The 22,421-nt window shown below is 42.8% G+C and carries 24 protein-coding genes; 15 read left to right on the top strand and 9 right to left on the bottom strand.

From position 1 onward, the window contains the following. Positions 1-142: 142 nt before the first annotated feature. The 5 genes from D1164_RS11780 (at position 143) to smpB (ending at position 4,983) form a co-directional block, all read left to right on the top strand. Positions 143-736: a nitroreductase family protein gene (locus D1164_RS11780; RefSeq protein ID WP_119350180.1), complete on the top strand. Its 594-nt coding sequence runs from the start codon at positions 143-145 to the stop codon at positions 734-736. A gap of 234 nt (positions 737-970) precedes the next feature. Further along, positions 971-1,462, top strand: coding sequence for a bacterioferritin (locus tag D1164_RS11775; RefSeq protein ID WP_119350179.1), 492 nt, complete (start codon positions 971-973; stop codon positions 1,460-1,462). Between the two features lie 184 nt (positions 1,463-1,646). Next, entirely contained in the window at positions 1,647-3,683 is a 2,037-nt protein-coding gene (gene uvrB / locus D1164_RS11770; RefSeq protein ID WP_119350178.1) for an excinuclease ABC subunit UvrB, read from the top strand. A gap of 272 nt (positions 3,684-3,955) precedes the next feature. Continuing rightward, a complete protein-coding gene (locus D1164_RS11765) occupies positions 3,956-4,525 on the top strand; it encodes a Yip1 family protein (RefSeq protein WP_119350177.1) in 570 nt (189 codons plus the stop codon). Further along, positions 4,525-4,983 (top strand): SsrA-binding protein SmpB, encoded by a 459-nt coding sequence (gene smpB, locus D1164_RS11760; protein ID WP_119350176.1) that lies wholly within the window; start codon positions 4,525-4,527, stop codon positions 4,981-4,983. The genes D1164_RS11765 and smpB overlap by 1 nt, the downstream gene beginning before the upstream one ends. 103 nt (positions 4,984-5,086) lie before the next feature. Here smpB and D1164_RS11755 read toward each other — a convergent pair whose 3' ends face one another. Beyond that, entirely contained in the window at positions 5,087-5,809 is a 723-nt protein-coding gene (locus tag D1164_RS11755) for a 3'-5' exonuclease (protein WP_119350175.1), read from the bottom strand. 111 nt (positions 5,810-5,920) lie between these two features. Here D1164_RS11755 and D1164_RS11750 point away from each other — a divergent pair, with 111 nt between their 5' ends. From D1164_RS11750 to D1164_RS11715, 8 genes are all read left to right on the top strand, one after another. Beyond that, entirely contained in the window at positions 5,921-6,220 is a 300-nt protein-coding gene (locus D1164_RS11750) for a Dabb family protein (protein WP_119350174.1), read from the top strand. A 74-nt stretch (positions 6,221-6,294) separates the two neighbouring features. Next, the gene (locus D1164_RS11745; protein ID WP_119350173.1) at positions 6,295-7,278 is read left to right on the top strand and encodes a type I phosphomannose isomerase catalytic subunit; all 984 of its coding nucleotides are present in this window, start codon (positions 6,295-6,297) and stop codon (positions 7,276-7,278) included. 59 nt (positions 7,279-7,337) lie between these two features. Continuing rightward, complete coding sequence (gene yihA, locus D1164_RS11740) at positions 7,338-7,946, top strand: ribosome biogenesis GTP-binding protein YihA/YsxC (protein WP_119350172.1); 609 nt, start codon at positions 7,338-7,340, stop codon at positions 7,944-7,946. Between the two features lie 94 nt (positions 7,947-8,040). Continuing rightward, positions 8,041-8,982, top strand: coding sequence for a ribose-phosphate pyrophosphokinase (locus D1164_RS11735; protein ID WP_119350204.1), 942 nt, complete (start codon positions 8,041-8,043; stop codon positions 8,980-8,982). A 194-nt stretch (positions 8,983-9,176) separates the two neighbouring features. After that, the gene (locus tag D1164_RS11730; protein ID WP_119350171.1) at positions 9,177-9,815 is read left to right on the top strand and encodes a 50S ribosomal protein L25/general stress protein Ctc; all 639 of its coding nucleotides are present in this window, start codon (positions 9,177-9,179) and stop codon (positions 9,813-9,815) included. Positions 9,816-9,836: 21 nt separating this feature from the next. Beyond that, positions 9,837-10,403: an aminoacyl-tRNA hydrolase gene (gene pth, locus D1164_RS11725; RefSeq protein WP_119350170.1), complete on the top strand. Its 567-nt coding sequence runs from the start codon at positions 9,837-9,839 to the stop codon at positions 10,401-10,403. A 1-nt stretch (position 10,404) separates the two neighbouring features. Next, positions 10,405-10,782, top strand: a complete 378-nt coding sequence (locus D1164_RS11720) for an RNA-binding S4 domain-containing protein (protein ID WP_119350169.1) — start codon at positions 10,405-10,407, stop codon at positions 10,780-10,782. A gap of 61 nt (positions 10,783-10,843) precedes the next feature. Beyond that, the gene (locus tag D1164_RS11715) at positions 10,844-11,383 is read left to right on the top strand and encodes a DUF4924 family protein (protein ID WP_119350168.1); all 540 of its coding nucleotides are present in this window, start codon (positions 10,844-10,846) and stop codon (positions 11,381-11,383) included. On the opposite strand, the gene D1164_RS11710 is transcribed toward D1164_RS11715, so the two are convergent. Genes D1164_RS11710 through D1164_RS11690 form a run of 5 tightly spaced genes read right to left on the bottom strand, consistent with a single transcriptional unit; the run spans position 11,372 to position 16,422 of the window. Then, the gene (locus D1164_RS11710; protein ID WP_119350167.1) at positions 11,372-11,788 is read right to left on the bottom strand and encodes a thiol-disulfide oxidoreductase DCC family protein; all 417 of its coding nucleotides are present in this window, start codon (positions 11,786-11,788) and stop codon (positions 11,372-11,374) included. The two genes, D1164_RS11715 and D1164_RS11710, sit on opposite strands and share 12 nt — an antisense overlap. A 16-nt stretch (positions 11,789-11,804) precedes the next feature. Beyond that, a complete protein-coding gene (locus tag D1164_RS11705; RefSeq protein ID WP_119350166.1) occupies positions 11,805-12,722 on the bottom strand; it encodes an NAD-dependent epimerase/dehydratase family protein in 918 nt (305 codons plus the stop codon). A gap of 11 nt (positions 12,723-12,733) precedes the next feature. After that, positions 12,734-13,798, bottom strand: coding sequence for a magnesium/cobalt transporter CorA (gene corA / locus D1164_RS11700; protein WP_119350165.1), 1,065 nt, complete (start codon positions 13,796-13,798; stop codon positions 12,734-12,736). Beyond that, entirely contained in the window at positions 13,798-16,017 is a 2,220-nt protein-coding gene (locus D1164_RS11695) for an amino acid permease (RefSeq protein WP_119350164.1), read from the bottom strand. The genes corA and D1164_RS11695 overlap by 1 nt, the downstream gene beginning before the upstream one ends. 54 nt (positions 16,018-16,071) lie before the next feature. Beyond that, positions 16,072-16,422: a thermonuclease family protein gene (locus D1164_RS11690; RefSeq protein WP_119350163.1), complete on the bottom strand. Its 351-nt coding sequence runs from the start codon at positions 16,420-16,422 to the stop codon at positions 16,072-16,074. A 64-nt stretch (positions 16,423-16,486) separates the two neighbouring features. Here D1164_RS11690 and D1164_RS11685 point away from each other — a divergent pair, with 64 nt between their 5' ends. Continuing rightward, positions 16,487-16,816 carry a sll1863 family stress response protein gene (locus D1164_RS11685; RefSeq protein WP_119350162.1) on the top strand — a complete coding sequence of 110 codons (330 nt, stop codon included), beginning with the start codon at positions 16,487-16,489 and terminating at the stop codon, positions 16,814-16,816. Between the two features lie 26 nt (positions 16,817-16,842). On the opposite strand, the gene D1164_RS11680 is transcribed toward D1164_RS11685, so the two are convergent. Beyond that, entirely contained in the window at positions 16,843-18,201 is a 1,359-nt protein-coding gene (locus tag D1164_RS11680; RefSeq protein ID WP_119350161.1) for a purple acid phosphatase family protein, read from the bottom strand. 303 nt (positions 18,202-18,504) lie between these two features. On the opposite strand from D1164_RS11680, the gene D1164_RS11675 reads away from it, so the two are divergent. Continuing rightward, positions 18,505-19,809 carry a putative DNA modification/repair radical SAM protein gene (locus tag D1164_RS11675; RefSeq protein ID WP_119350160.1) on the top strand — a complete coding sequence of 435 codons (1,305 nt, stop codon included), beginning with the start codon at positions 18,505-18,507 and terminating at the stop codon, positions 19,807-19,809. A gap of 98 nt (positions 19,810-19,907) precedes the next feature. Here the strand turns inward: D1164_RS11675 and D1164_RS11670 are convergent, their stop codons facing one another. Next, positions 19,908-21,311: a hypothetical protein gene (locus tag D1164_RS11670; RefSeq protein WP_147372165.1), complete on the bottom strand. Its 1,404-nt coding sequence runs from the start codon at positions 21,309-21,311 to the stop codon at positions 19,908-19,910. A gap of 213 nt (positions 21,312-21,524) precedes the next feature. After that, complete coding sequence (locus D1164_RS11665) at positions 21,525-22,316, bottom strand: TIGR03915 family putative DNA repair protein (protein WP_119350158.1); 792 nt, start codon at positions 22,314-22,316, stop codon at positions 21,525-21,527. Positions 22,317-22,421: the final 105 nt, after the last annotated feature.

Here is a 22,421-nt window from a genome sequence, read left to right as displayed (position 1 = left end):
TGCATGATTTCGAAGGTGAGATGGAATATTTCCCCGGCTCTTCAACAAAATGGAGACTTTATCGTTACCAAAAACCAGGAGGCCTGTTATTTCTGAGAAATCAAAGTAACAGGTTGTAACGAATTTTTAAAACGATAGAGCAATGAAAAACGATAAAAAAAAGTTAACATTAAATGAGGCGATAAAAAACCGGTGGAGCCCGCGAACTTTTAGCCAGGAGGCAGTTACCAGCGAAATGCTGGAATTACTTTTTGAAGCGGCACGCCAGGCGCCCTCTTCCCGAAACGCTCAACCATGGAATTATTACTATGCCGAAAAAACCGACGGCAACGCTTTTCAACAGCTTGTGGATTGCCTCAGCGAAGGAAACCAGGTTTGGGCAAAGCACGCACAGGTACTGATGGTTTCTGTGATGAAGAAAAAAATTGATGCCAACAACCGCCCCAATGGGAAAGCCCTGCACGACATGGGCGCAGCCAATGTTTCCATAGCTATCCAGGCGGCCGGAATGGGATTACAAGTACACCAAATGGGTGGGTTCGACAAAGAAAAAGCAGCCGGGCTCCTGCAACTCGACACAGAAAATTTCGAGCCGGTTACCGTGTTTGCAATAGGGTTTCCGGTTAATGAAGCTCACTTTTCAGAAGAGGAGAAAAAAAGAAAGGCCCAACATCTTACACGAAAAGAACAAAAAGAATTTGTTTTCAGAATGAGTGATATGCTCCGTTCAAAATAAAACATATTCCTCACTCCTGTCCTGCCCAATCCAACATTTCCACGAACCAGGTTATCCATTTGGATTGTAGGGTCTCTGTGGGATAAACATGATTCTGCTTACAACAAGGCATAAGGCAAATACAACACACCCCAGGTAAATTGATTTAAGATTAAGTTTGATTAAATTGTACTTCCTTATTTTTTTGAGGGTGATATTTTTACTATTTTCACCTAAAACCAAAATTCATCAAAAATGAAAGAAAAAAGTATTGAATTATTAAATGCGGCAGTTGCCGATGAACTTGCAGCAGTTCACCAGTATATGTATTTCCATTTTCATTGCGACGACCAGGGGTATGATTTGCTTGCCAACCTTTTCAAAAGGACTGCCATTCAAGAAATGGTTCACGTTGAAAAACTGGCAGAACGTATTCTTTTCCTGAAAGGTGATGTGGATATGACAGTGGCAGAAGATGTGAAAAAAATCCAGGATGTGCGGAAAATGCTGGAGCTGGCAGTTCAAATGGAGGAATCGAGTGCCGAAGATTACAACAAATGGGCCAATGAATGCTCTCAGAATGCCGATTCGGTTTCCAAAAAGTTATTTGAAGAACTGGTGGAGGACGAAGAACGACACTTCAATCAGTTTGACGACGAAATGGAAAACCTCAAAAAATTTGGAGATAACTACCTGGCGCTTCAATCCATTGAACGCAGCAAGCAAATTGGCGGAGGTGGCGAATAACCCCTTCCGAAAAACAGAATAACTCCAATTGAAAGTGGCCATACTCTCACCCGGTTTGAGGGTATGGCTAATTTTATTTTAAAAATGCGATCTACCGAAACCTCAAACTGTAAAAAATATTTCCATTCAGGAGAAATACAGAGAATTTCGTATTTTTTTTCGATCCGTTCGTTAGATTTGCATCATGCAATTCAAAATCGTTTCAGATTACCGCCCCACCGGGGATCAACCGGAGGCCATCCGCCAACTGGCCGAAGGGTTGGATGCAGGTGAACAATACCAGACCCTGCTGGGCGTTACCGGCTCGGGAAAGACGTTTACCATGGCCAACGTAATTGAAAAAGTTCAGCGGCCCGCGCTAATTCTCAGTCACAACAAAACACTGGCCGCCCAGCTTTACAGTGAAATGAAACAGTTTTTCCCTGAAAATGCAGTGGAATACTTTGTTTCGTATTACGACTATTACCAACCCGAGGCTTACCTGCCAACTACCGATACTTACATCGAAAAGGATCTTTCCATTAACCAGGACATTGAAAAACTGCGGCTCAGCGCTACTTCATCCTTGCTTTCAGGGCGTCGCGACGTGGTGGTAGTATCGTCCGTATCGTGTTTGTATGGCATTGGAAACCCGGAAGACTTTCATGCCAATATAACCGAACTAAAAACAGGCCAGGCCATTGCACGAAACGCCATGCTCCGCCAATTAGTGGATGCACTTTATTCACGTAGTGAGGCGGATTTTCAACGCGGAAATTTCCGGGTAAAAGGTGACACCGTAGATATTTATCCGGCCTATGCCGATACGGCTATCCGTGTTGTTTTTTGGGGTGACGAAATTGAGGAGATCTCCGGTTTTGATCCGCTTACCGGTCAAATACTGGAACAACTGAATGAGGTAGTAATTTATCCGGCCAACATTTTTGTAACCACCAAGTCGCGCATGCAAGCGGCGATTCGGCAAATACAGGACGACCTGGTAGCGCAGATCGACTATTTCAAAAGCATTGGAAAACCGCAGGAAGCCAAACGTATTCAGGAGCGGGTGGAATATGATCTGGAGATGATGCGTGAACTCGGTTACTGTCCGGGCATCGAAAACTACTCGCGTTATTTTGACGGACGCCGCCCGGGATCGAGGCCCTTCTGCCTGTTGGATTATTTCCCTGACGATTTTCTGGCTATTATAGATGAAAGCCACGTAACCATTCCCCAAATCCGCGCCATGTACGGCGGCGACAATTCACGTAAGATAACGCTGGTAGAATATGGATTCCGGCTTCCGGCAGCCATTGACAACCGCCCCCTAAAATTTGAGGAATTCGAAAATATAGTAAATCAGGTGGTTTATGTGAGCGCAACGCCTGCTGATTATGAACTGGCCAAATCCGAAGGGGTAATTGTGGAACAAATCATTCGGCCAACCGGTTTGCTCGACCCCATAATCGATGTAAGGCCCAGCGCCAACCAAATTGACGATTTGATGCACGAGATTCACCTGCGTACAGAAAAGAACGAACGGGTGTTGGTAACCACCCTTACCAAACGAATGGCGGAGGAACTCTCCAAATACCTGCTGAACATGGGGGTAAAAACCCGTTATATCCACTCCGATGTGGACACCATGGAACGGGTGGAAATTATGGAACAATTACGCAAAGGCGAGTTCGACGTACTGGTGGGAATCAATTTATTACGGGAAGGACTTGATTTACCTGAAGTTTCGCTGGTTGCTATTCTCGATGCCGACAAGGAAGGTTTTTTACGATCCGAACGGTCTCTTACCCAAACTGCCGGTCGGGCTGCCCGGAATTTGAACGGAATGGTCATCATGTATGCCGACAAAATCACCGACTCCATGCAGCGGACCATCAACTCTACCAACTACCGTCGTGAAAAGCAATTGAAATACAACGAGGAAAATAACATTGTTCCCACGCAAATCATCAAGCCCACCCGTGAAATTATCGGATACGAGTTTCGGGGAGGCAAAAAACCAGTGGAATACGGCGAATCCGGCCTGCCCGATGTAGCGGCCGACCCGGTAGTTCAATACATGAGCGTCAGCGGACTGGAAAAAACCATCGAAAAACTAAAAAAACAGATGAAAGCAGCGGCAAAGGAACTGGATTTTATAGAAGCTGCACGCCTGCGCGACGAGATGTTTGCACTGGAAAAACTACTGAATGAACGAAAAAGCCAGTCGGTTAAATCAAAATAACATCTGCAACAATACTTTATAAACAGAGACACCCGGCTACTTTTTGCATGGTTCATTTGTGTTGTAGTAAATGCCTGCTTTCTGTTGCACTTTGGAACCCTGTCTTTTTTAGACAAACGTGTTCATTTTTAAAAGTCTCTGAATTAATTTATTCCGGAATAAGAAATTCTGTACCGCATAATAAAACACGCGTCAATCCAGCCTAATGTTGTAAACCCCGTTGTATAGTTCGGCGAATAAAATGTATTTTTGCACCGAAACTAAAGTGAGCCATGCAGAAATCATTCAAGAGAATTGTCCACAATATTAAAGAAGTCATACTCGAACCAAAAACATTTTGGGAAAAACAAAAACAGGAGCAACCCAGTCAGATGAAACTACTGACAGGATATTTTATTCCGCTTTTACTATTGGTAGCTCTGGGGGTATTTGCCAGCGAAATGCTAAGGGGTTCCCGGTTTTATATAACTTTCCCGTTGATGAAAGCCAGCCGGGAAATTGTCTTGTTCCTGTTACAATATGTAATTTCAGCCTTTCTGACCAACGAATTAATAAAGGCTTTTGGCGGGGAGAAGAACATGCACACAGCCCGAAAACTGGTCGTTTACTCTCTTACGCCATACTTACTGGTATCGTTTGTTACAGGTTTATTTCCCTTTCTTTATGTTGCAAATATATTGGGTTTATATGGCTTTTACATCTTTTGGACAGGAGTAAGCGAATTGCTGGTTTTTCCTGAAAAGAAGCAAAGCAGTTATATTCTGGTGACTATTCTGGCAAATTTTTTTGTATTTAGCTTTTTAAGTGTTTTATTGTCGAGGTTATTAACTGCATTTTTGTAATGACACATTTAAAAGGAAATATCAACGTAAAAAACAGGAAAGCTTCATTTGAATTCGAATTGATTGAAAAGCTGGTTGCAGGGATGCAGTTGGTGGGCACAGAAATAAAATCGATTCGTAACGGAAAAGTGAGCCTGAACGAAGCTTACTGCCAGTTTTTTGCCGGAGAACTTTACGCCAAAAATATCCATATTGCTGAATACGAACTCGGAACCTGCAATAACCACTCGGCCAAACGCGACCGGAAATTGTTACTCAGTAAAAAAGAACTGCAAAAACTGGAACGCAAAATAAAAGAATCGGGGTTAACCATTATCCCTACCCGGCTTTTTATTAACGACCGTGGGCTGGCCAAGCTTGAAATTGCCCTGGCGCGCGGAAAAAAGATGTATGATAAACGTGAAACCCTCAAAAGGAAAGATGCCCAGCGCGATATTGAACGTGCCTCCCGTTTTTAAAGAAAATAATTATTTTCTGTGCCCCGGATTTGGGAATGTGCCAATAGCAACAATGAAAATGGTGCAGGAAAGATGATCTCGAATGATTAATCGCCTCTTACGTTTATACCACTTCCATATTCTCGATCGGAATAATTTTGTCGCCTTTGTACTTTAGCAATAAATTGGCCACAGCCAACGTATCCTTTTCACAATAACGAACAATGCGGTCAATATCATTCTCTTCCCAATAAATACCGGCTACCTGACTGCCATCTATATCGTCCTTCGGCGTTGGGATATTAAACAATTCACACAACAGGGACAAAGAGGTGTAATGCTTATAATCCCCAAATTTCCAAAGCTGAAGGGTATCAATCAACTGATCCTTTATTTCCCATGGCTTTGCGCCTGCAATATCCAGGATTTTGGGCAAAACAAGATTGTTCACCAGTGCCCGACGGGCAATGTATGGAAAATCGAACTCCTGCCCGTTATGTGCACAAAGCCTGCGTTTCCCTTTCCGGGAAAAGGCTTCCAGCGCATTAAAAAAGTTCTGGATTAGCTCCTTTTCATCCTCATCGTAAAAAGATTTCACCCGAAAAAACAATTCTCCCTGTTTTTGAAAGACATACCCCACCGAAATACAAATAATGCGACCAAATTCAGCATAAATTCCGGCCCGATCATATAAAACCTCCGCAGGCTCATCAGTATTGATTTGGAATTGCATTTTATGTTCCCACAATTGTTTCCATTTCTCATTCAGGTCATTGTATTCAGGTGCTTGCGGTACTGTTTCAATGTCGGTGAAAAGAACTTCTTCAATATTTAAATAGTGGAGCATCTTTTTAGTTTATTGTTAATATTGACTGAATTTAAAGTTTTTACTTAATTTCCTGCCCGGAAAACATTAATTTCGCGGCCGGAAAACGAAGGTACAAAAATTCATTGCGATATGATAAACCATGTAGTACTTTTTAAACTGAAAGAATTTCCGGAGGAAAAAAAGGCCGGGATTATTGCTGAACTGAAAGAGATGCTCGAAGGTCTTCAACACAAAATATTTGAAGCAAAATACATAGAAGTGGGTGTAAATTACGAACTTAACGCCAAAAGTTACGACATTGCACTAATATCCCACTTCGAATCGGAGAAGGATTTGGATGCGTACCGCGAACACCCGGAGCACCTGAAAGTGGTAAAAAGGATCAATGAAACCACAGCAGAACGTGCCGCAGTAGATTTCTATTTCTGACAGGCATCATTGTAACAATGCTAGCTTATTCGACCCGACAATTAGTAAATTATCTTTTAAAAAATTTATAAATCATGGCCGGTTTGTATCCGTTGAAATTTAATCCCATTTACTTAGAAAAAATCTGGGGCGGAAATCGCATAAAAACTATACTTGGGAAAGATTTCAGTTCGCATCCAAATTGCGGGGAAAGTTGGGAGATATCGGCCGTGGAAGGGCATATTTCAGAAGTTAGTAACGGTTTTCTGAAAGGAAATAATTTAACCGAACTGGTGGAAGTATACATGGGCGACCTGGTAGGCGACAAAGTGTACAAAAAGTATGGCCTTGAGTTCCCTCTTCTTTTTAAATTTATTGATGCGAATGACGACCTTTCCATTCAGGTGCATCCCAATGATGAAATGGCCGCAGAAAGGCATAACGCGTATGGAAAAACTGAAATGTGGTACGTTATTCATGCCGACAAAGGAGGGCTAATTAACGCCGGATTCAACAGGCAAATTACGCGGGAGGAATATTTAGAATACCTGCGTAATGGAAAGCTGACCGAAGTTCTTTGTTACGATGAAGTGGATCCCGGCGATGTATTTTTTATGCCTGCCGGAAGAGTGCATGCTATTTGCAAGGGCGTTTTGCTGGCAGAAATCCAGCAAACCTCTGACATTACCTACCGTATATATGATTACGACCGGAAAGATGCCCAGGGAAATACACGCGAACTGCACACCGATTTAGCGCTCGAAGCCATTGACTTCACATACCTTGAAGATTACAAAACAAAATATAACGTCGAAAAAAATAAATCGTCGGAAATTGTACATTGCGAATATTTTACCACCAACGTACTTCATTTTTCTGAAGAAGTGGAAAAAGATTACCACCTGCTCGATTCATTCATTGTTTACATGAATCTTGAAGGGCGCTTCAGTATTGAATTTGAAAACGGAGAGGAAGTTATTGAAAAAGGAGAAACGGTTTTAGTTCCGGCAAGCCTTGAAACATTCCGGTTAGTTCCTCTTACTCCGGACGTGAAGACCCTGGAGGTTTACATTAAATAGAATTATTCATTTTTCGATTTTATTTTTTTGCGAAATTTACACATGGAAATTATTCCTTTATGGAGATAAAAGATGCCCGTTTTATAATTAGTAATACCGATGTGGATAAATGCCCCCGCCCCGACAGGCCTGAGTATGCCTTTATCGGCCGGTCCAATGTAGGGAAATCATCGCTTATCAATATGCTTACAAACCGGAAATCCCTGGCCAAAATATCAGGGAAACCCGGAAAGACAAGACTTATTAACCATTTTCTCATCAATAAAGAATGGTATCTTGTTGATTTGCCTGGCTACGGATATGCAAAAATAGGCAAGCAGGAACGTAAAAAATGGGAGAAATCTTTCAGAAATTACATCTTAATACGTGAAAACCTGTATTGCCTATTCGTTTTGATTGATTCACGTCATGAACCCCAAACCATCGATCTTGAATTTATGGGATGGCTGGGTCTAAGTCAAATTCCCTTTGCCATTATTTTTACCAAAACTGATAAGCTCATGCCGGACGAACTGGAAGAGAATATAAATCATTACAAGAACAAAATGCTTGAGCAATGGGAAACGATGCCCCCCTGGTTTACTTCTTCAGCGAAAACAGGTGAAGGGAGCGTTGAAATCCTTGAATACATTGAAGAAATTAACGAATCAACGAAGAATAGTGATTAAGAAAAAGCAATTTAATTTATTATTTCACGACAAAAAAAGGGGGAATGCATTAACTTTACCGTATTTCCAAAACGAAAACAAAGACGACATACCAATGGGCAGTAAAAATCATCCTTTAAAAATCTTTACGGGTAGGGCAACCCGGCATCTTACTGAAAAGATTTGCGACAGCCTCGATGTGGATTTAGGCCAATCGTCGTGTCCGGTTTTTGCCGACGGCGAGTTTGAACCGTGCTACGAAGAAACCATCCGTGGTTCCCATGTTTTTATTGTACAGTCAACTCCGCCACCTGCAGAAAACCTGCTGGAGTTACTTTTAATGGTTGACGCCGCAAAGCGGGCAAGCGCATCGCACGTGGTAGCAGTTATCCCGTATTTTGGCTTTGCCCGACAGGATCGTAAAGACAAACCGCGTGTCTCCATCGGGGCCAAACTTATGGCCGATTTACTATCAGCAGCGGGTGTCGACCGTGTAATCACCATGGACTTGCACGCAGACCAAATCCAGGGATTTTTTGATGTGCCGGTGGATCACCTGTACGCTTCGGCACTTTTCATCCCGTACATCAGTAAAATGGGACTGGGAAACATCACCATTGCATCGCCCGACGTGGGAGGCACCAAAAGGGCCAATACTTATGCCCGGATGCTGGAGTCGGATATGGTTATTTGCCATAAAACACGTGCAAAAGCCAACGAAGTGAACAGCATGACTGTGATTGGCGATGTAAAAGGCAAGGACGTAATTATTGTGGACGATATGATCGACACTGCCGGAACCATCACCAAGGCTGCCAATCTCATGAAAAAAGAGGGGGCAAACAGTGTCCGCGCATTTGCCGCCCATGGCGTTCTCTCCGGACCGGCCATTGAACGCATTGAACGTTCGGTACTGGAGGAAGTCTATTTTACTGATTCTATCCAACGTAACCCGGGTAGCAGCAAAATAAAATACCTTACCGTTGCCGACGCTTTGGGAGAAGCCATTCGAAGGGTGTATAAAAATCAGTCAATAAGTTCGTTATATTACCGCTAATTTTTATCTTTGCACCGCTTTTTCCAAAAGCAGGAGCATTTTGGGTGTGCTGAAACCGGTAAGCAACTTATAATCATTTGATTGATTGAAAGCGGCAAAAAATGGTTCTTCGCACTTTTAATTATGCATGCTGTTTGTCCCGATAATTTTCGGGAAGGACTGAGTACCATAATTATTAACGTAAATTAAAAAAAATGAAATCATTGAAGATTGAGGGGCAAAAAAGAGAAGGCCTCGGAAAAAAAGAAGCAAAAAAATTACGCGAACAGGGACAGGTTCCCGGAGTATTGTACGGGAAAGATGAAGTTTTTCACCTGACGGTTCCGTTCAGCGAATTAAGGCAGTTTGTTTACACACCTAATGTTTTTCTGATTGATCTTGAAATTAACGGAGAAACACACAAAGCCATGATCCAGGATGTACAGTGGCATCCGGTAGAGGAACACATTCTCCACATCGACTTCCTGAAGGTAGAGGATGACAAACCGGTAAAAATCGGGATTCCGGTTAAATTGGTTGGGATGGCAAAAGGGATTAAAGCGGGTGGTAAACTGAAAACCAACATGCGCAAACTGCGCGTTAAAGCGCTGGCAGAAAGCTTGCCTGACTTCATCGAAATTGATGTAACCAAACTGGGCATCGGCGATAGCATTAAAGTAGATGAGTTGAAGCGTGAAAACCTGGAGTTTCTCGATAACAAATCGAATCTGATTGTGGGTGTTGTTTCCACAAGAGTAGCAAAATCAGCCGTACCACTCCCGGAAGATGAAGAAGAAGCCGAAGGAGAAGAAGCAGGTTCTGAAGGTGAATCTTCTGAACAGGCTGAATCATAAGAACTATAAAAATGATTTTTTGTGAAGTATTTAGTTGCAGGGCTTGGAAATATTGGCCCGGAGTATAAAAATACACGTCACAACATCGGATTTCAAATATTGGACGCTCTTGCAGGGGCGTCCAATATTGTTTTTAGTGATAAACGCTATGGTTTTGTCGGCGAATACAAATTTAAAGGACGTACCTTTTTGTTATTGAAACCGACAACCTACGTGAATCTTAGTGGTCGGGCCGTAAACTATTGGCTGCAAAAAGAAAAAATACCACTTGAAAACATGCTGGTGCTTGTTGACGATTTGGCCTTGCCTTTCGGTACATTGCGGGTAAAAGCAAAAGGAAGCCACGGAGGGCATAACGGGCTCCGGAATATTTCTGAAGTTCTGGGACGAAATGACTATGCCCGGCTGCGTTTTGGCATTGGCGATCATTTTCATCCCGGATTCCAGGTAGATTATGTACTAAGTGAATGGACAGCAGAAGAAAAAAAACAACTTCCTGAAAAAATAGATACCTGCATTGAAATAATCCAAAATTATGGCACCATTGGTATCGAGCGCACCATGAACTTTTTCAATAAAAGAAAATAACATGGCAGAGTCCGTAAGAATAGACAAGTGGCTGTGGGCTGTCCGGTTGTTTAAAACGCGGAGCCTGGCTACTGAAGCATGTAAAAAAGGCAGGGTTTTTATGGGTGATCTGCCTGTAAAACCTTCTCGCGAAATCCATTCAGGCGACGTGGTTAAAGTACGAAAACAACCAGTCACATACAGTTTTAAAGTACTGGCCGTAGCAGAAAAACGTATGTCGGCAAAACTAACTTCGGATTTTGTGGAAGATATTACTCCCCCCGAAGAACTGGAAATGCTGGAAATGCAAAAACACATGAACTGGAGTTCCCGTGAAAGAGGCGCCGGAAGGCCTACCAAAAAAGAACGTCGCAAACTCGACGATTTTTTTGATTTTTAAGTACATTTGAAAATGTTTAATCGCTGCGGATGGCGGCAAATCACCTCAGATTAGAAAAACGATGCTAATTGCAAAACAAAAACGGAAAGAAAATATTGCCGAGTATATTTTATATCTCTACCAGGTTGAAGATTTGATCCGAGCTTTTCATCTTGACATGGAACTTATTAACAACCAACTTGTAAAAAACTACCAGGTAGATAAAAATACCTCCCTTGAAATTTCCGCCTGGTATAAAAACCTGGTGGTAATGATGGAAAAAGAAGGGAAACAGGAAAAGGGACACCTTCAATTTTTGGCTAACCTGATTGGCGATCTGAACGAATTTCATTTACGTTTAATGTATACCCAGATAAATCCGATGTATGTTTCCGTCTTCCAGGCAGTAGCCGGATTACTCAATGAACTTAAACAGAAAAACCCTTCTGCTGCTAATGACGTGCAGCTTGCCATAGACGGGGTGTATGGTTATCTCCTTCTCAAAATTCAGAAAAAGGAAATTACACCCGAAACCCAGGAAGCTGTGAAACGGTTAAGTCAATGGTTGTCGCAATTATCCAAGCTTTTCAAGGATTACGAAGCAGGTGATTTAGAGATTTAAATCCTCCCATTCAGGAAAAAAGCGCTTCTCTTCCGGCGTTGGGATACGGCAGGCTGTTTTTTTTCCAAACCAACGGTACCGGTTCCTGGCAATCCAACGGTAAATGCGGTTTCGCCATTCTACCGGAATCAACCTAAAAAACGCTGCCCAACGCCACGGAGGGGGAAGTAAACGCGCAATCATCAGCACAGCCTCAGATTCAAAATAGATTTTTTCCCGGTATATTAAAGCGACCGAGTCCATTTCGCCAGCAGCAAAAAACTTTTTTTTCAGCTTCTCCCCTGCTTCAGACTGAAGCGGAACAAACCGGAACTGCTTCTTTTTATCTCTTTTCAGAATAAAATCAACCGTTCCGTTGCACAGATTACAAACTCCGTCGAAAAGTACCAGTGGGTTCTCAGTCATACAGGAATTTTTGCCATCATCCGCCTTTTACAATCTCCTTTATAGCCTCTTCTACCGGTGTAGGAGTAACTTTAAAAACCGTTTCAAATTTTGAACTATCGAACTCGTAATCACGATCGTACTGGTAGAGCATCTCTTTCATTTCGCGTAAAACAGGATTAAAGAAGCCCAGCATCCCCAGCATAAATCCGGATATAATCATGACTTTTCCGGAAGTTTTCAGTTCCTCTGCCACAGTGTCTATCCACTGCTGCATGGTTAGTGCGGAAACCGTTGGAAGATGCCACACCTGGCCAAATGCACTTTCCGTATTTCCAAGCAAGGCAGTCGCCTTCGCTGCGTCCGGAGTATACGTAAAGTTGTGTTTATTCCGGGTAGAACAGAACCAATTGGCCTTTTTTCCGGCTTTCAGTTTTTTTACAATCAGCTCCATGAACAAACTATTTTCTATTCCGGGACCATAAAAGTCTGCAGAACGCGCAATCAAAGCTTCCAGCTTTCCACTGCTGACTTCCTTCATCAACATCCCGGCAATTTGTGCCCGCACCTGGCCTTTTTTCGATACCGGATTAATTTCCGTTTCTTCAATCATCGGGCTCAATTTTCCTGGATGATAGAGGTATATGTTATCAAAAAACACCAACCTGCATTTGTGACGTTTACAAGCCGAAATAACATGCTGCATGATGACAGGCCACTGCTCTTGCCAAACTTTAGCCTGGTAAGGCAACCCTGCTGTGAGGTAGGCTACATCTGCCCCTTTTACCGCTTTTTCAACAAACAATTCATCGGTTAAATCGCCCCGAAAAAGTTCATCGTCTTCATTTATCTTTTGCGGATTCCGCCCAACAAGCCTCACTTCTGAAGTGAAATTCTTCAACTCCCTGGCAAGCTCTTTCCCAATAGCTCCTCCCGCTCCTAAAATTACCTGCATATATTTTTATTTTACAACCATTTTTTCCTCCAGAAATAATACAACATAGCTACAGCAATTATCAGCATCAAACCCAGCATAACAAAATAGCTGTATCTGAAATGCAGTTCGGGGAGGTAATCGAAATTGGTGCCGTAAACTCCGGCAATAAATGTAAGGGGAATAAAAATGGAAGCGAAGATAGTAAGTACCTTCATCACTTCATTGGTACGGTTGGCCACATTTGAATGGTAAATATTGAGGTAATCATTTGCCATATTGTGGTATATTTCCACGGCTTCCAGCGTTTGGGTAGTTAAATCATTCAAATCTTTCAGAAAAGTAAATGTTTTTCGCTGAATAAGTTTCGATTCGGTTTTATTCAAAAAGAGCATCATCTCTTTAAGCGGAAAAACAGCCTTTCGGATAAACCCGACATTGGTTTTGAGCCGGTATATTTTTTCGAGCGTCGATTTCTGCGAATTATGAAGAACCTCCTTTTCCATTGCTTCCATGTAGGTTCCCAAACTTTCGATGCTGTGAATATAACCGTCAACCAATGTATCAATAAGTACGTAGGCCAGGTAATCGGAACCTGCATACCGGATTCGTCCGCGGTTATTCCGGATTCTTTCCCTCACAGGCTCAAAATAGTGGGCCGGTTTTTCCTGAAATGTAATGACTGTATTTTCGCACAACACCATGGAAACCTGATCTCCTGTTACCTGTTCAATCTCTTCACGGTACTCAAGCATTCTCAGAAAAAAGGTAAGGTTCTTTTCATTTTCAGCCACCTTAGGCCGCTGGTCGGTGTTCAAAATGTCCTCCAGTTCCAGCGGGGGAATGGCAAACCGCTCCCCCAGCTTCGCAACCAGTTCAGTGTCCTGAAGTCCATAAACATTCACCCACATAACTGCCCCTTCAGGAATTGCCTCCGGAATTTCATCCACACTTTCAATATGCTTTTCTTCCACATTCTCCCGGCTGTAAACCATCAGGCGGATATCAGGGGATTCCATCTTTTGGTTCCCGATAAATATAAGTGAACCAGGCATCGCACCGTGCGATTTTCTCCTGCTCTTTATAAAACGTGCCATTATTCTATGGTTTTCTGGTCTTTTGAATGAACAAATAAAACGGTTCCCAGTTCATTGTAACCTTCAAACAATTGTTCTTTTTCTTTTTTCACAAGCTCTTCCCGGATTCCGATAAGGGTAAGGCCGGCATTGGCCGAATGTTCATTTATTATGGCTCTGGTTGAAATATCCTGGTTTTGAACAAGCAGGCGAATATTTTTTCCGGAAATGGGCAACCTCCCGGAAATAACCAGTTCATTCATAGCTTTCTTTGTTCTTTCTACCTCATCGGGGTGACAAATATTAAAAATCTGGATTTGCCCCTTTTTCCAGTCGGGGTGACCTGAAATAATAAAACCCAGCAGGATCATAAGATTTGCATTCTCGGTATCCAGGGAATTTATCCAGATATGAATGCCTTTTTTGAATGGAATTTCACGATTGCTGCTGGACAGGATACAAATATCGAAATCACCTGAATTTACCAGTGCAAAGTTGTCAATAATTTCCATCAGGTTCGAAGGATTTTCCTTGTCGAACTCAAAAATGACCATATTGTTTTCCATTCCGGCAATACCGGGAATTTGAATGGCCTGGGCAATAGCCGAAGTATTCGATGGAGAAATAAGCGTATCTATGTACACATGATTTTCAATGTTGTTCACATGCTCAATCAGTTTTTTATGCTCCAGCCTGGCCTGTTCGGCCGTGGTTTTGGAATAGTACCCAACAATATGATGCAAATAGGTCCCGAAGCCGTATTTGTAAGAAATCCAGTTGAGCAGCCGGAATGCCTTATCGCGCTTAAAAGAATCCTTGGAAATACAGATAGCGCTGGGACGCCACTCTTTGTGTTCCTTTTTACTTTGTTTTTTCTGAATCAATACCTGAAGATTACGGTTTAACTGAAACAACGCATTGGCAAATATGGAAGCAAAACCTTTTCGTGATTTATGGTAATGATCCACATAAAGATAAATGGCAGCAATAAGAACAAAAGAGAGTAATGCGTAGACTGTGCTAATTTTAAACATGACCCACACAGCCACCACAAAACCGGCAAGCGAAATATACCAACGCGATTTAAATGAAGGTCGGTAAGAAGGCGATGATCCAAAATGGTTCAGGAACGAAATGAGACAGAGAGAACCGTAAGTCACCATAAAAAACATCGAAATAATGGAAGCCACGGCGTTTACATCTCCCAAAGCCACAAACACAAAAGCAATGACACATGTAACAAGAGAAGCATTAACCGGTTCACCGTCGTTTGTCCGACCCCGTGCCAGCCATGAATTGATTCGTTTTGACGGGAAGGCCCTGTCAAGAGCCAACGCCTGCAATGTACGCGGCGCCACCATAACCGAGCCCAGGGCCGAAGAGATAGTGGATGCGGCCAACCCCAGAGGAATTACGATCGCCCCGCCCACGGCAATACGCGTCATAATCAACTGGTGCTCCAACAGGTCTTCGACCGGCGCCGATAATGCCAGTTTGTACACCACAAAAAAGTAAATAATCATTCCTGAAATGGTAGCAAGGGTGGTACCCAGCGGAATGGAAAACGATGGTTTTTTCAGATCCCCTGAAAGTCCTACTCCTGCTGTCATTCCTGTAAAAGCCGGGAAAATAATAGCAAACACCACAAAAAAGTCCTGGGGGTTGCGAAGCTGGGCATTGGCCAGGTTAAAAGTCGATTCATCCGCATGTCCGGTTGTTCCCAAAAAAAACATAACCAGTGAAGCCAAAAGAATAGCAACCACAAAATAAAGCGCCTTTACGCCAAGGTTAGCCCCCTTTTTTATTATCAAAACAGCCAGTCCGAGCATAACCGGCAAACTGATGACTTGCCGCGGTAGCACAAACCCCATATTTTCAGCAATGTAATTAAAAAGAAATTCAAACGCTTCCGTAAAGGCAATTACATAAAATGCAACGCTGATGGCCTGGGAGAAAAATAGTGCAATACCTATTGTGGCCCCGATATTCAACCCAAACGAACGTGAAATAATAAAATATTCACCGCCGCCTTCTACCCGCTTGTTGGTAGCAATTTCAGAAATTGCCAGCGCTGTGGGAATGGTTACAAAATGCCCCAGCAAAATAATAAGAATAACGCCCCAGAATCCCAGTGTGCCAACGGCAAAACCGAACCGGAGGAAAAGAATAGCGCCGAGGATGGTAGAAATAGCAGTAAAAAAAACAGGAGCCGTACCGAATTTTTTTGAATTTACACTCATTCTGTATTTTAATAATTGAACTTTTGCGAAAGATATAAAAAAGATGGAGCGCTCCTAATAATCTACCTTTGTAGCATATCCTTTTTCAATCAGTTCGTCGTTTAACGTCATATTGCTGTCGGCAAGGGTAATGGTACCAATGTAACGGCCATATTTCCCCGTGTATTTTTCCGTTTCAATGGTTACCTGGTTGTTATTCGCCGCAAGCCTGTTTTCCACAAAGAGTTTAGCGTCCATTCCTCTGCTGTATTCAGCAGAGTCTCTGTCAACGCTAAAAATTTCCGGTGTATCGATCCCTGCCAGCCGGATACGCTGGTTGGTGGTAATCTTAAACCCCAAATCAATAACCAAATCGATGGTGTCGCCATCCACCACCTTTCCCAAAGTTGCTTTATACTGATACATAACATGTAATTTTTAATAACTAAATTTACTACTTTTGATAAGAACTAGGGTTAAAATGTAAAAAATGAACAGAGAAAAATTTAAAGAAAAGGCAAAAAAAGGCATTGACGACCTTTTTGCCAGGATAGAAGAACTGGAATCGAAGAAAGAGGATCTGAAGGAAAAATCGAAGGCAAAATACAGGGAAATTATGGCTGAAATCAAAGAAATTGAAGCTGATTTGGAAGCCAAATTCCGAAGGATGGATGATGCCGGAGACGGCAAATGGGCCGAAGCAAAAGATGCCTTCTCCCAAAGCGCCGAGTCGTTTAAAGAAGCTTTCAAACATCTGGCATCGCTATTTAAAAGCCAACCGTCATCCTCTGAGAATGAAGAAAAAGCAGATAAGGATTAACCTTAATTGCTTTCATTCCGGTAAAATTATTCATCTCCCAACAAAGGATACCTGACGTATTCTCTGGCTGAACCCGTTTCAAAAAACTTCATATTTAAAGGAATTTCAAATAAGTTCTTTTCTGTTAAGGCTTCAATTTCCTGATTGAAACTAATTAGGTTATCGCTTTCATCATAATTGGCAGCAGGCACAGTGAATATTTTCAGATGTGCTTCCTCTTCTTTTTCTTGCGGCAAAACATGTATCCATTTTACCTGGTTGAGGGAGCCGCTGGTTAATGTCCACGGTTTATCGTCATCGTTTATACGAGGACGGGCGCCCCAGCTTCCCTCCCCCACAAACAGAGTTCCGGTTTGGTCATCACGAACAAAACCCATAAAACTGTTTTCAGTAGAATCCGGTCTTAACGGGTAAGTAATTTTATGCATGTGCGAATCACCGTCAACCGACAAATTGACTCCGTACAGATAAAACAGATAGGCCCACTGATCATACTGGTATTGATTTTCGGCCTTGCCGGAAGTGTGAGGAAAAAACGGTTTATGGTAACCTACCACTTTAAATGTATAATCGCGATGTTGTTCCAAATCCTTTTTTAGCCACTCCTTTTGCTCTCCCCCTTCATCAATTTGGGAGTTTAGTACGGTCAGGTGGAAAAAATGACCTCCAAACGACAGCGAATAATAAACATTGGTACTGTCATTATTCTGGTATGGAGTATTGAAAATATAAGGCAGGTTTGCCATGTCTCCGTCCTCGTGGTTCCCATGAACCGGCACAATAGGAATCATTCTGCCATCATCGGTGGTGGTCAGTTCCTGCCAGTCGCGCAACCACAGCTTCCACCTTTCCGGGTCTGTTCCGTCTCCTGATGTAAAATCGCCGTTGTAAGCCACAAACAAAGGACGAAGTTTTGATACGATACGGTTTGAGTTCCTGCCTGCCTCAAGTGGTCCTCCGGAGCTTTTAGAGTCGCCACCGGTTATAAAAGTAAACGGCTGCGGGCTGTCTGGCGCTGTTTTAAACCAGTACCTTTCGCTCACTCCCCGTTCATCTTTTATTACGAAATAATAAGGAGTATTGGCTTTTAAGCCCGATAATCCCGCAAAATGCGTATTCATATCATAATTACTGCGAATCAGGGATGCTTGCTGGTCGTGTTCATATTTCCAGTATTTACGACCATGGTCTGTCTCACTGTAAAGAACCACCGGGCTCTTTACCGAGTCATTCTGATCCCAGGCTATGGTCAGCGTACTGGTCGGATCATCATTCCAGACCAGTCGGTATTTGTCCGATGCAGCAAAATTTTCAGGAACTTTTTTACAAGACTGAATCCCTAACACTATCCCTATTGCAATGAGCAAAATTTTCCATTTTTCCATAAATCCATTTATTTATCGGGTTTCCAGATGTCAGTTGCAGAAACCCGGATTACATGTTAAAAAGCTAATTTAAAGAATTCAAATGAATTCTATATCATATTGAAACAAAAATCACAACCCCGGCATCAAAAGGATACTCCAGAAACATTTTTACTTTCACTTTTCCTAATCCCCTTTTAAAACGGAGTATATTACGGCCATTGAATCGTATCGGGAAAAAATATAAATGCCTTAAAAAAATCCATAATTCTTAATTGAATTGATTATATTACAATCTGTATTTTTGTTTGTATTTTAGTCAAAATGAATAACGAAAAAATTCAAAAAAAGCTGGTTGTCCTTGCGGATGCCGCCAAGTACGACGTATCCTGTGCATCGAGCGGAAGCAACCGCCGGAATGAATCCAACGGCATTGGGAGCGGTGTTTCCTGCGGCGTATGCCACAGCTTTACCGACGACGGACGCTGCATCAGCCTGTTCAAAATTTTGATGACCAACCACTGTATTTACGACTGCGCCTATTGTATTAACCGGCGGAGCAACGATCGCCCGCGCGCCACATTCACCGTCGAAGAAATAGTGGAACTTACCGTCGGGTTTTACCGCCGTAATTATATCGAAGGATTGTTTCTCAGCTCGGGTGTTATCAAGAGTCCCGACTACACCATGGAGCGAATGATTCAGGTAGCCCGCAAACTGAGAAAGGAGGAACACTTTTACGGCTATATACACATGAAAACTATCCCCGGCGCCAGCGATGAGTTGGTGCGGCAGGCCGGACTGGTTTCCGACCGCCTGAGCGTTAACATCGAAATCCCCACCGAACCCAACCTTAAAAAACTGGCGCCCGAAAAAAATTTCACGGGAATTATGGCTCCCATGAAACAAATCAGCAATGAAATTCGGGCAAATAAAGAAGAGCGGAAAAAATTCAGAAAAACACCGCTGTTTGTTCCGGCAGGTCAAAGTACGCAACTGATTGTGGGGGCAACGCCGGAAACCGACCGGCAGATTATTTTACTCTCGTCGGGACTGTACCAAAATCAAAACCTGAAACGCGTTTATTATTCGGGTTACATCCCTGTAAATGCTTATGACCAAAGGCTGCCGGCTCTGAACAAACCTCCGCTGGTACGGGAAAACAGATTGTATCAAAGCGATTGGCTCATGCGATTCTACAAATTTAATGCAGAAGAAATCCTTACGGAAGAGCAACCGTTTCTCGACCTTGATGTGGATCCTAAACTGGGCTACGCCCTGCGCAACCTGCATCTTTTCCCCATTGATGTAAACACTGCCGACTATGAAATGATTTTACGTATCCCCGGCGTAGGCGTACAGTCGGCACAACGAATCATCCAGGCGCGAAGGTTTCGCAGGCTTACCTTTTATCACCTTCAGAAAATTGGCATTGTAATGAAACGGGCAAAATATTTTATTAAAACAAATGAACTGCCTGCCGGAATAAAAACCGACCTTCCGCCTGAAAACCTGAAACGAATGCTGCTCTCCGATTCCGCTGCCAGACGCAAAAAAGCGATGGACACCCAGCTCAGGCTTTTTGAAAATTTTCAACCTGCTTTACAAGGGATTCAGGAAAGACACTAAACAAAAAAATGGTTTGACCTTGCGGGAGTCATATATCTTTCGCTCATCTATTTTCAACAAACACGTAAAACCTCCGGGTCTATTAAAAATGGAATTATCTAAATTTTACTGACAACTGCCACCCAACTACCGGTTCCGGGAGCGCTGAGCTCAACAATCTGCCCTCCGTTAAATGTGTGTTCCGATTTCCATTCGCCGGTATTTAACTCCAGCCATTTCAGACTGAATGTTGAAGCATATTCTTTTACATCCAACCCAACCTGTCCTCCGTTTGTAAAATAGAGGACATAATTCTCTCCCGGTTTCGATGTCAAATAGGCTTCATTCTCCTCCCTCATTGAAAGTTTTTCATTCCCCGGGGTCAACTCCCAGAAATTCACGACCGATTCAATCTTCCGGGCAGCTTTTACGGCGGCAACTGACATCTCCGACAACCCCAGTCCATCAGGCGGGCGGTGAAACCGCGCCGACGCAGCCCCACCGATTACATGACGCCACCAGCGTTCCAAGCCATGAATATTTTTGGGAGAGCCGTATGTTTTAACGGTATTTACCGGCCTTGGTTTTGACAAAAGATACGCTCTTACCCACTGAAAATTGTCCCAGTGATCCTGCCCTTCCTGCCAGTTGTTTTGCGACACATCGCAGAAAGCATACCTTTCCGGAAAGTCAAAAGTCCGCTTGTGTATCTCTGATTTCAAATCTATATTTCCCCACATTTCTGTAACATACACCGTTTTTTCTTTTTCCGTTGCTTTTTCCTTTATCAGCCCGGCCCAGTAGATTGCCCACTCTTCTTCAGCAGCCGTTTCATTGTCAATACAATACAAAACATGGTTGAATTCCAGTGAAATGGAAAGCATCTTTTCCACGAACATCTTCTGAAAATTCAGCAATACTTCATTGTTCTGCTGATTGGGAGTGGTAAAGAAAAAAGGCTGCTGGTTGCTGGCCGGATGATTTGGATACTCACCTGTCAATCCTGATTCTGCCGCTGTATAATTCACGTTATTCCCAGGATTATAAGGGTGTGGAAGCCAGTACTTATCCCAGTAATCAAAGCGGTCCCAAACCTCAATCTGAACAATGACGTCCCTTTTTTCCGTTTCTTTCAGAAAAAACTCGAAACGGTCCCAATATGCATTGTTCCATTTACTTAAATCATATTTTCCATCCTCCATTTTGTAAAAAGGATATACTTCGAATCCCCGGTCACAACGGTCGCTCATCGTATTCCGCACATAGTTTGCCCCGGCTTCCACCATCGAATCAAGATGCGGCACCAACCGGTCTGCAGTCCACTGAAACAGGTTATCGTCGCTACTGGCTCCCAGCAACAAAACAGGTTCCCCATTAAACTGCCAGTACCAGGAGTTCTCTTCCCATGGCTGAATGGGAATATCTGCCGGATTCACTTCTTCCTCCTTGTCCTCCTGCTCCTGTTCTTTTTCTTCATCCTGTCCAACCTCTTCTTCAGGAATATATGTATTGTGACAATACATTAAAAAAATTAAAGCCAAAAACGGGATGCGTTTCAAGAGCCTATAGTTTTGTTTTCTCATTTTCTGTTTATTCTTATCAGCCACAAGTAATTATTTACTGAAACCCGTTAACCTGCAAAAAAGTTTCAAAAGAGAAATAAAAAATAAAAGGGACTGCAAAAAAAATGTACCTGTTTTAAAACAGCCAGGACACTCAAATACAAAAAAGAAAGATTAAAACTGTTTTTCCGTCAGGTACCGCCAGAATCTCCGGGGCATGTGTTGCCGTTGCAATCTCAGGTTTTTCCGTTCTTTTATGCTGATATTCTGAAAATACGATTTCCACAATGTCTGGTAAAAGGCATCGCTCTCCTCCAGCACATTCCGGTTAACCTGCCCTGTGTTCCGGTTAATTTCCTGACTGGTCAATACCACCTCTTCCACACTCTTTTTATTATAGAAAGCGCCATAGTTACGCCGCAGGTCGTACATCAGCCATTGCTGATCGGCAAACCGGTTACGAAAATGGGTGATAACCATAGGCAGCACATCGTATCGTGGTTCAATTCCGCAAACGTAAAGCCCGTCTTTTGTCTGCTGAAAGCGTACAAACTGCATCATCCTCATTGCTTCTCTTTTCACCTTGCGGTCGGTTTGTACCAAATACAGCACGTCGGGATCGCCAAAGTCCGTTTCAATATTTACCTCTTCAGCAAAAAGTCGCTGTACAAACCGCAAAATTTTCATTTCTATCCCCTCTTCTTCCGAAAGAAAAGCATGAAACAACAATTGGCTGTTCCTTTTCGTCACTTTTTTCTGAATCCCCTTCCAAACACGATCAGCCTTTTCTGTAACAGAATCTATCTCAACCACCTCGGCAAACAAACTTTCAGGCTGTCTGCCTTTGGCCTGAATAGCATCCGGAAACCGGTTCCGGTTGTATGCCTCAAAAACAGAGGTGAGCAGACCTTCAAAAGTGCTATCGTAATTAAAAATCAGCATAAACGCAGTTTTGATTTCAGCCATTTAAGATACTATTTTTTGCCGGGTGTTTTGAAAAATAAATAAAAGAGCTGCAACTATTATTTATTTCGATATTTTGCTTACATTTGCAACATTATTGCATTTGAA

This window comes from Mariniphaga sediminis (genome assembly GCF_003573545.1).
Lineage (GTDB): Bacteria > Bacteroidota > Bacteroidia > Bacteroidales > Prolixibacteraceae > Mariniphaga > Mariniphaga sediminis.
This window is presented reverse-complemented; position numbering and strand designations above follow the sequence as displayed.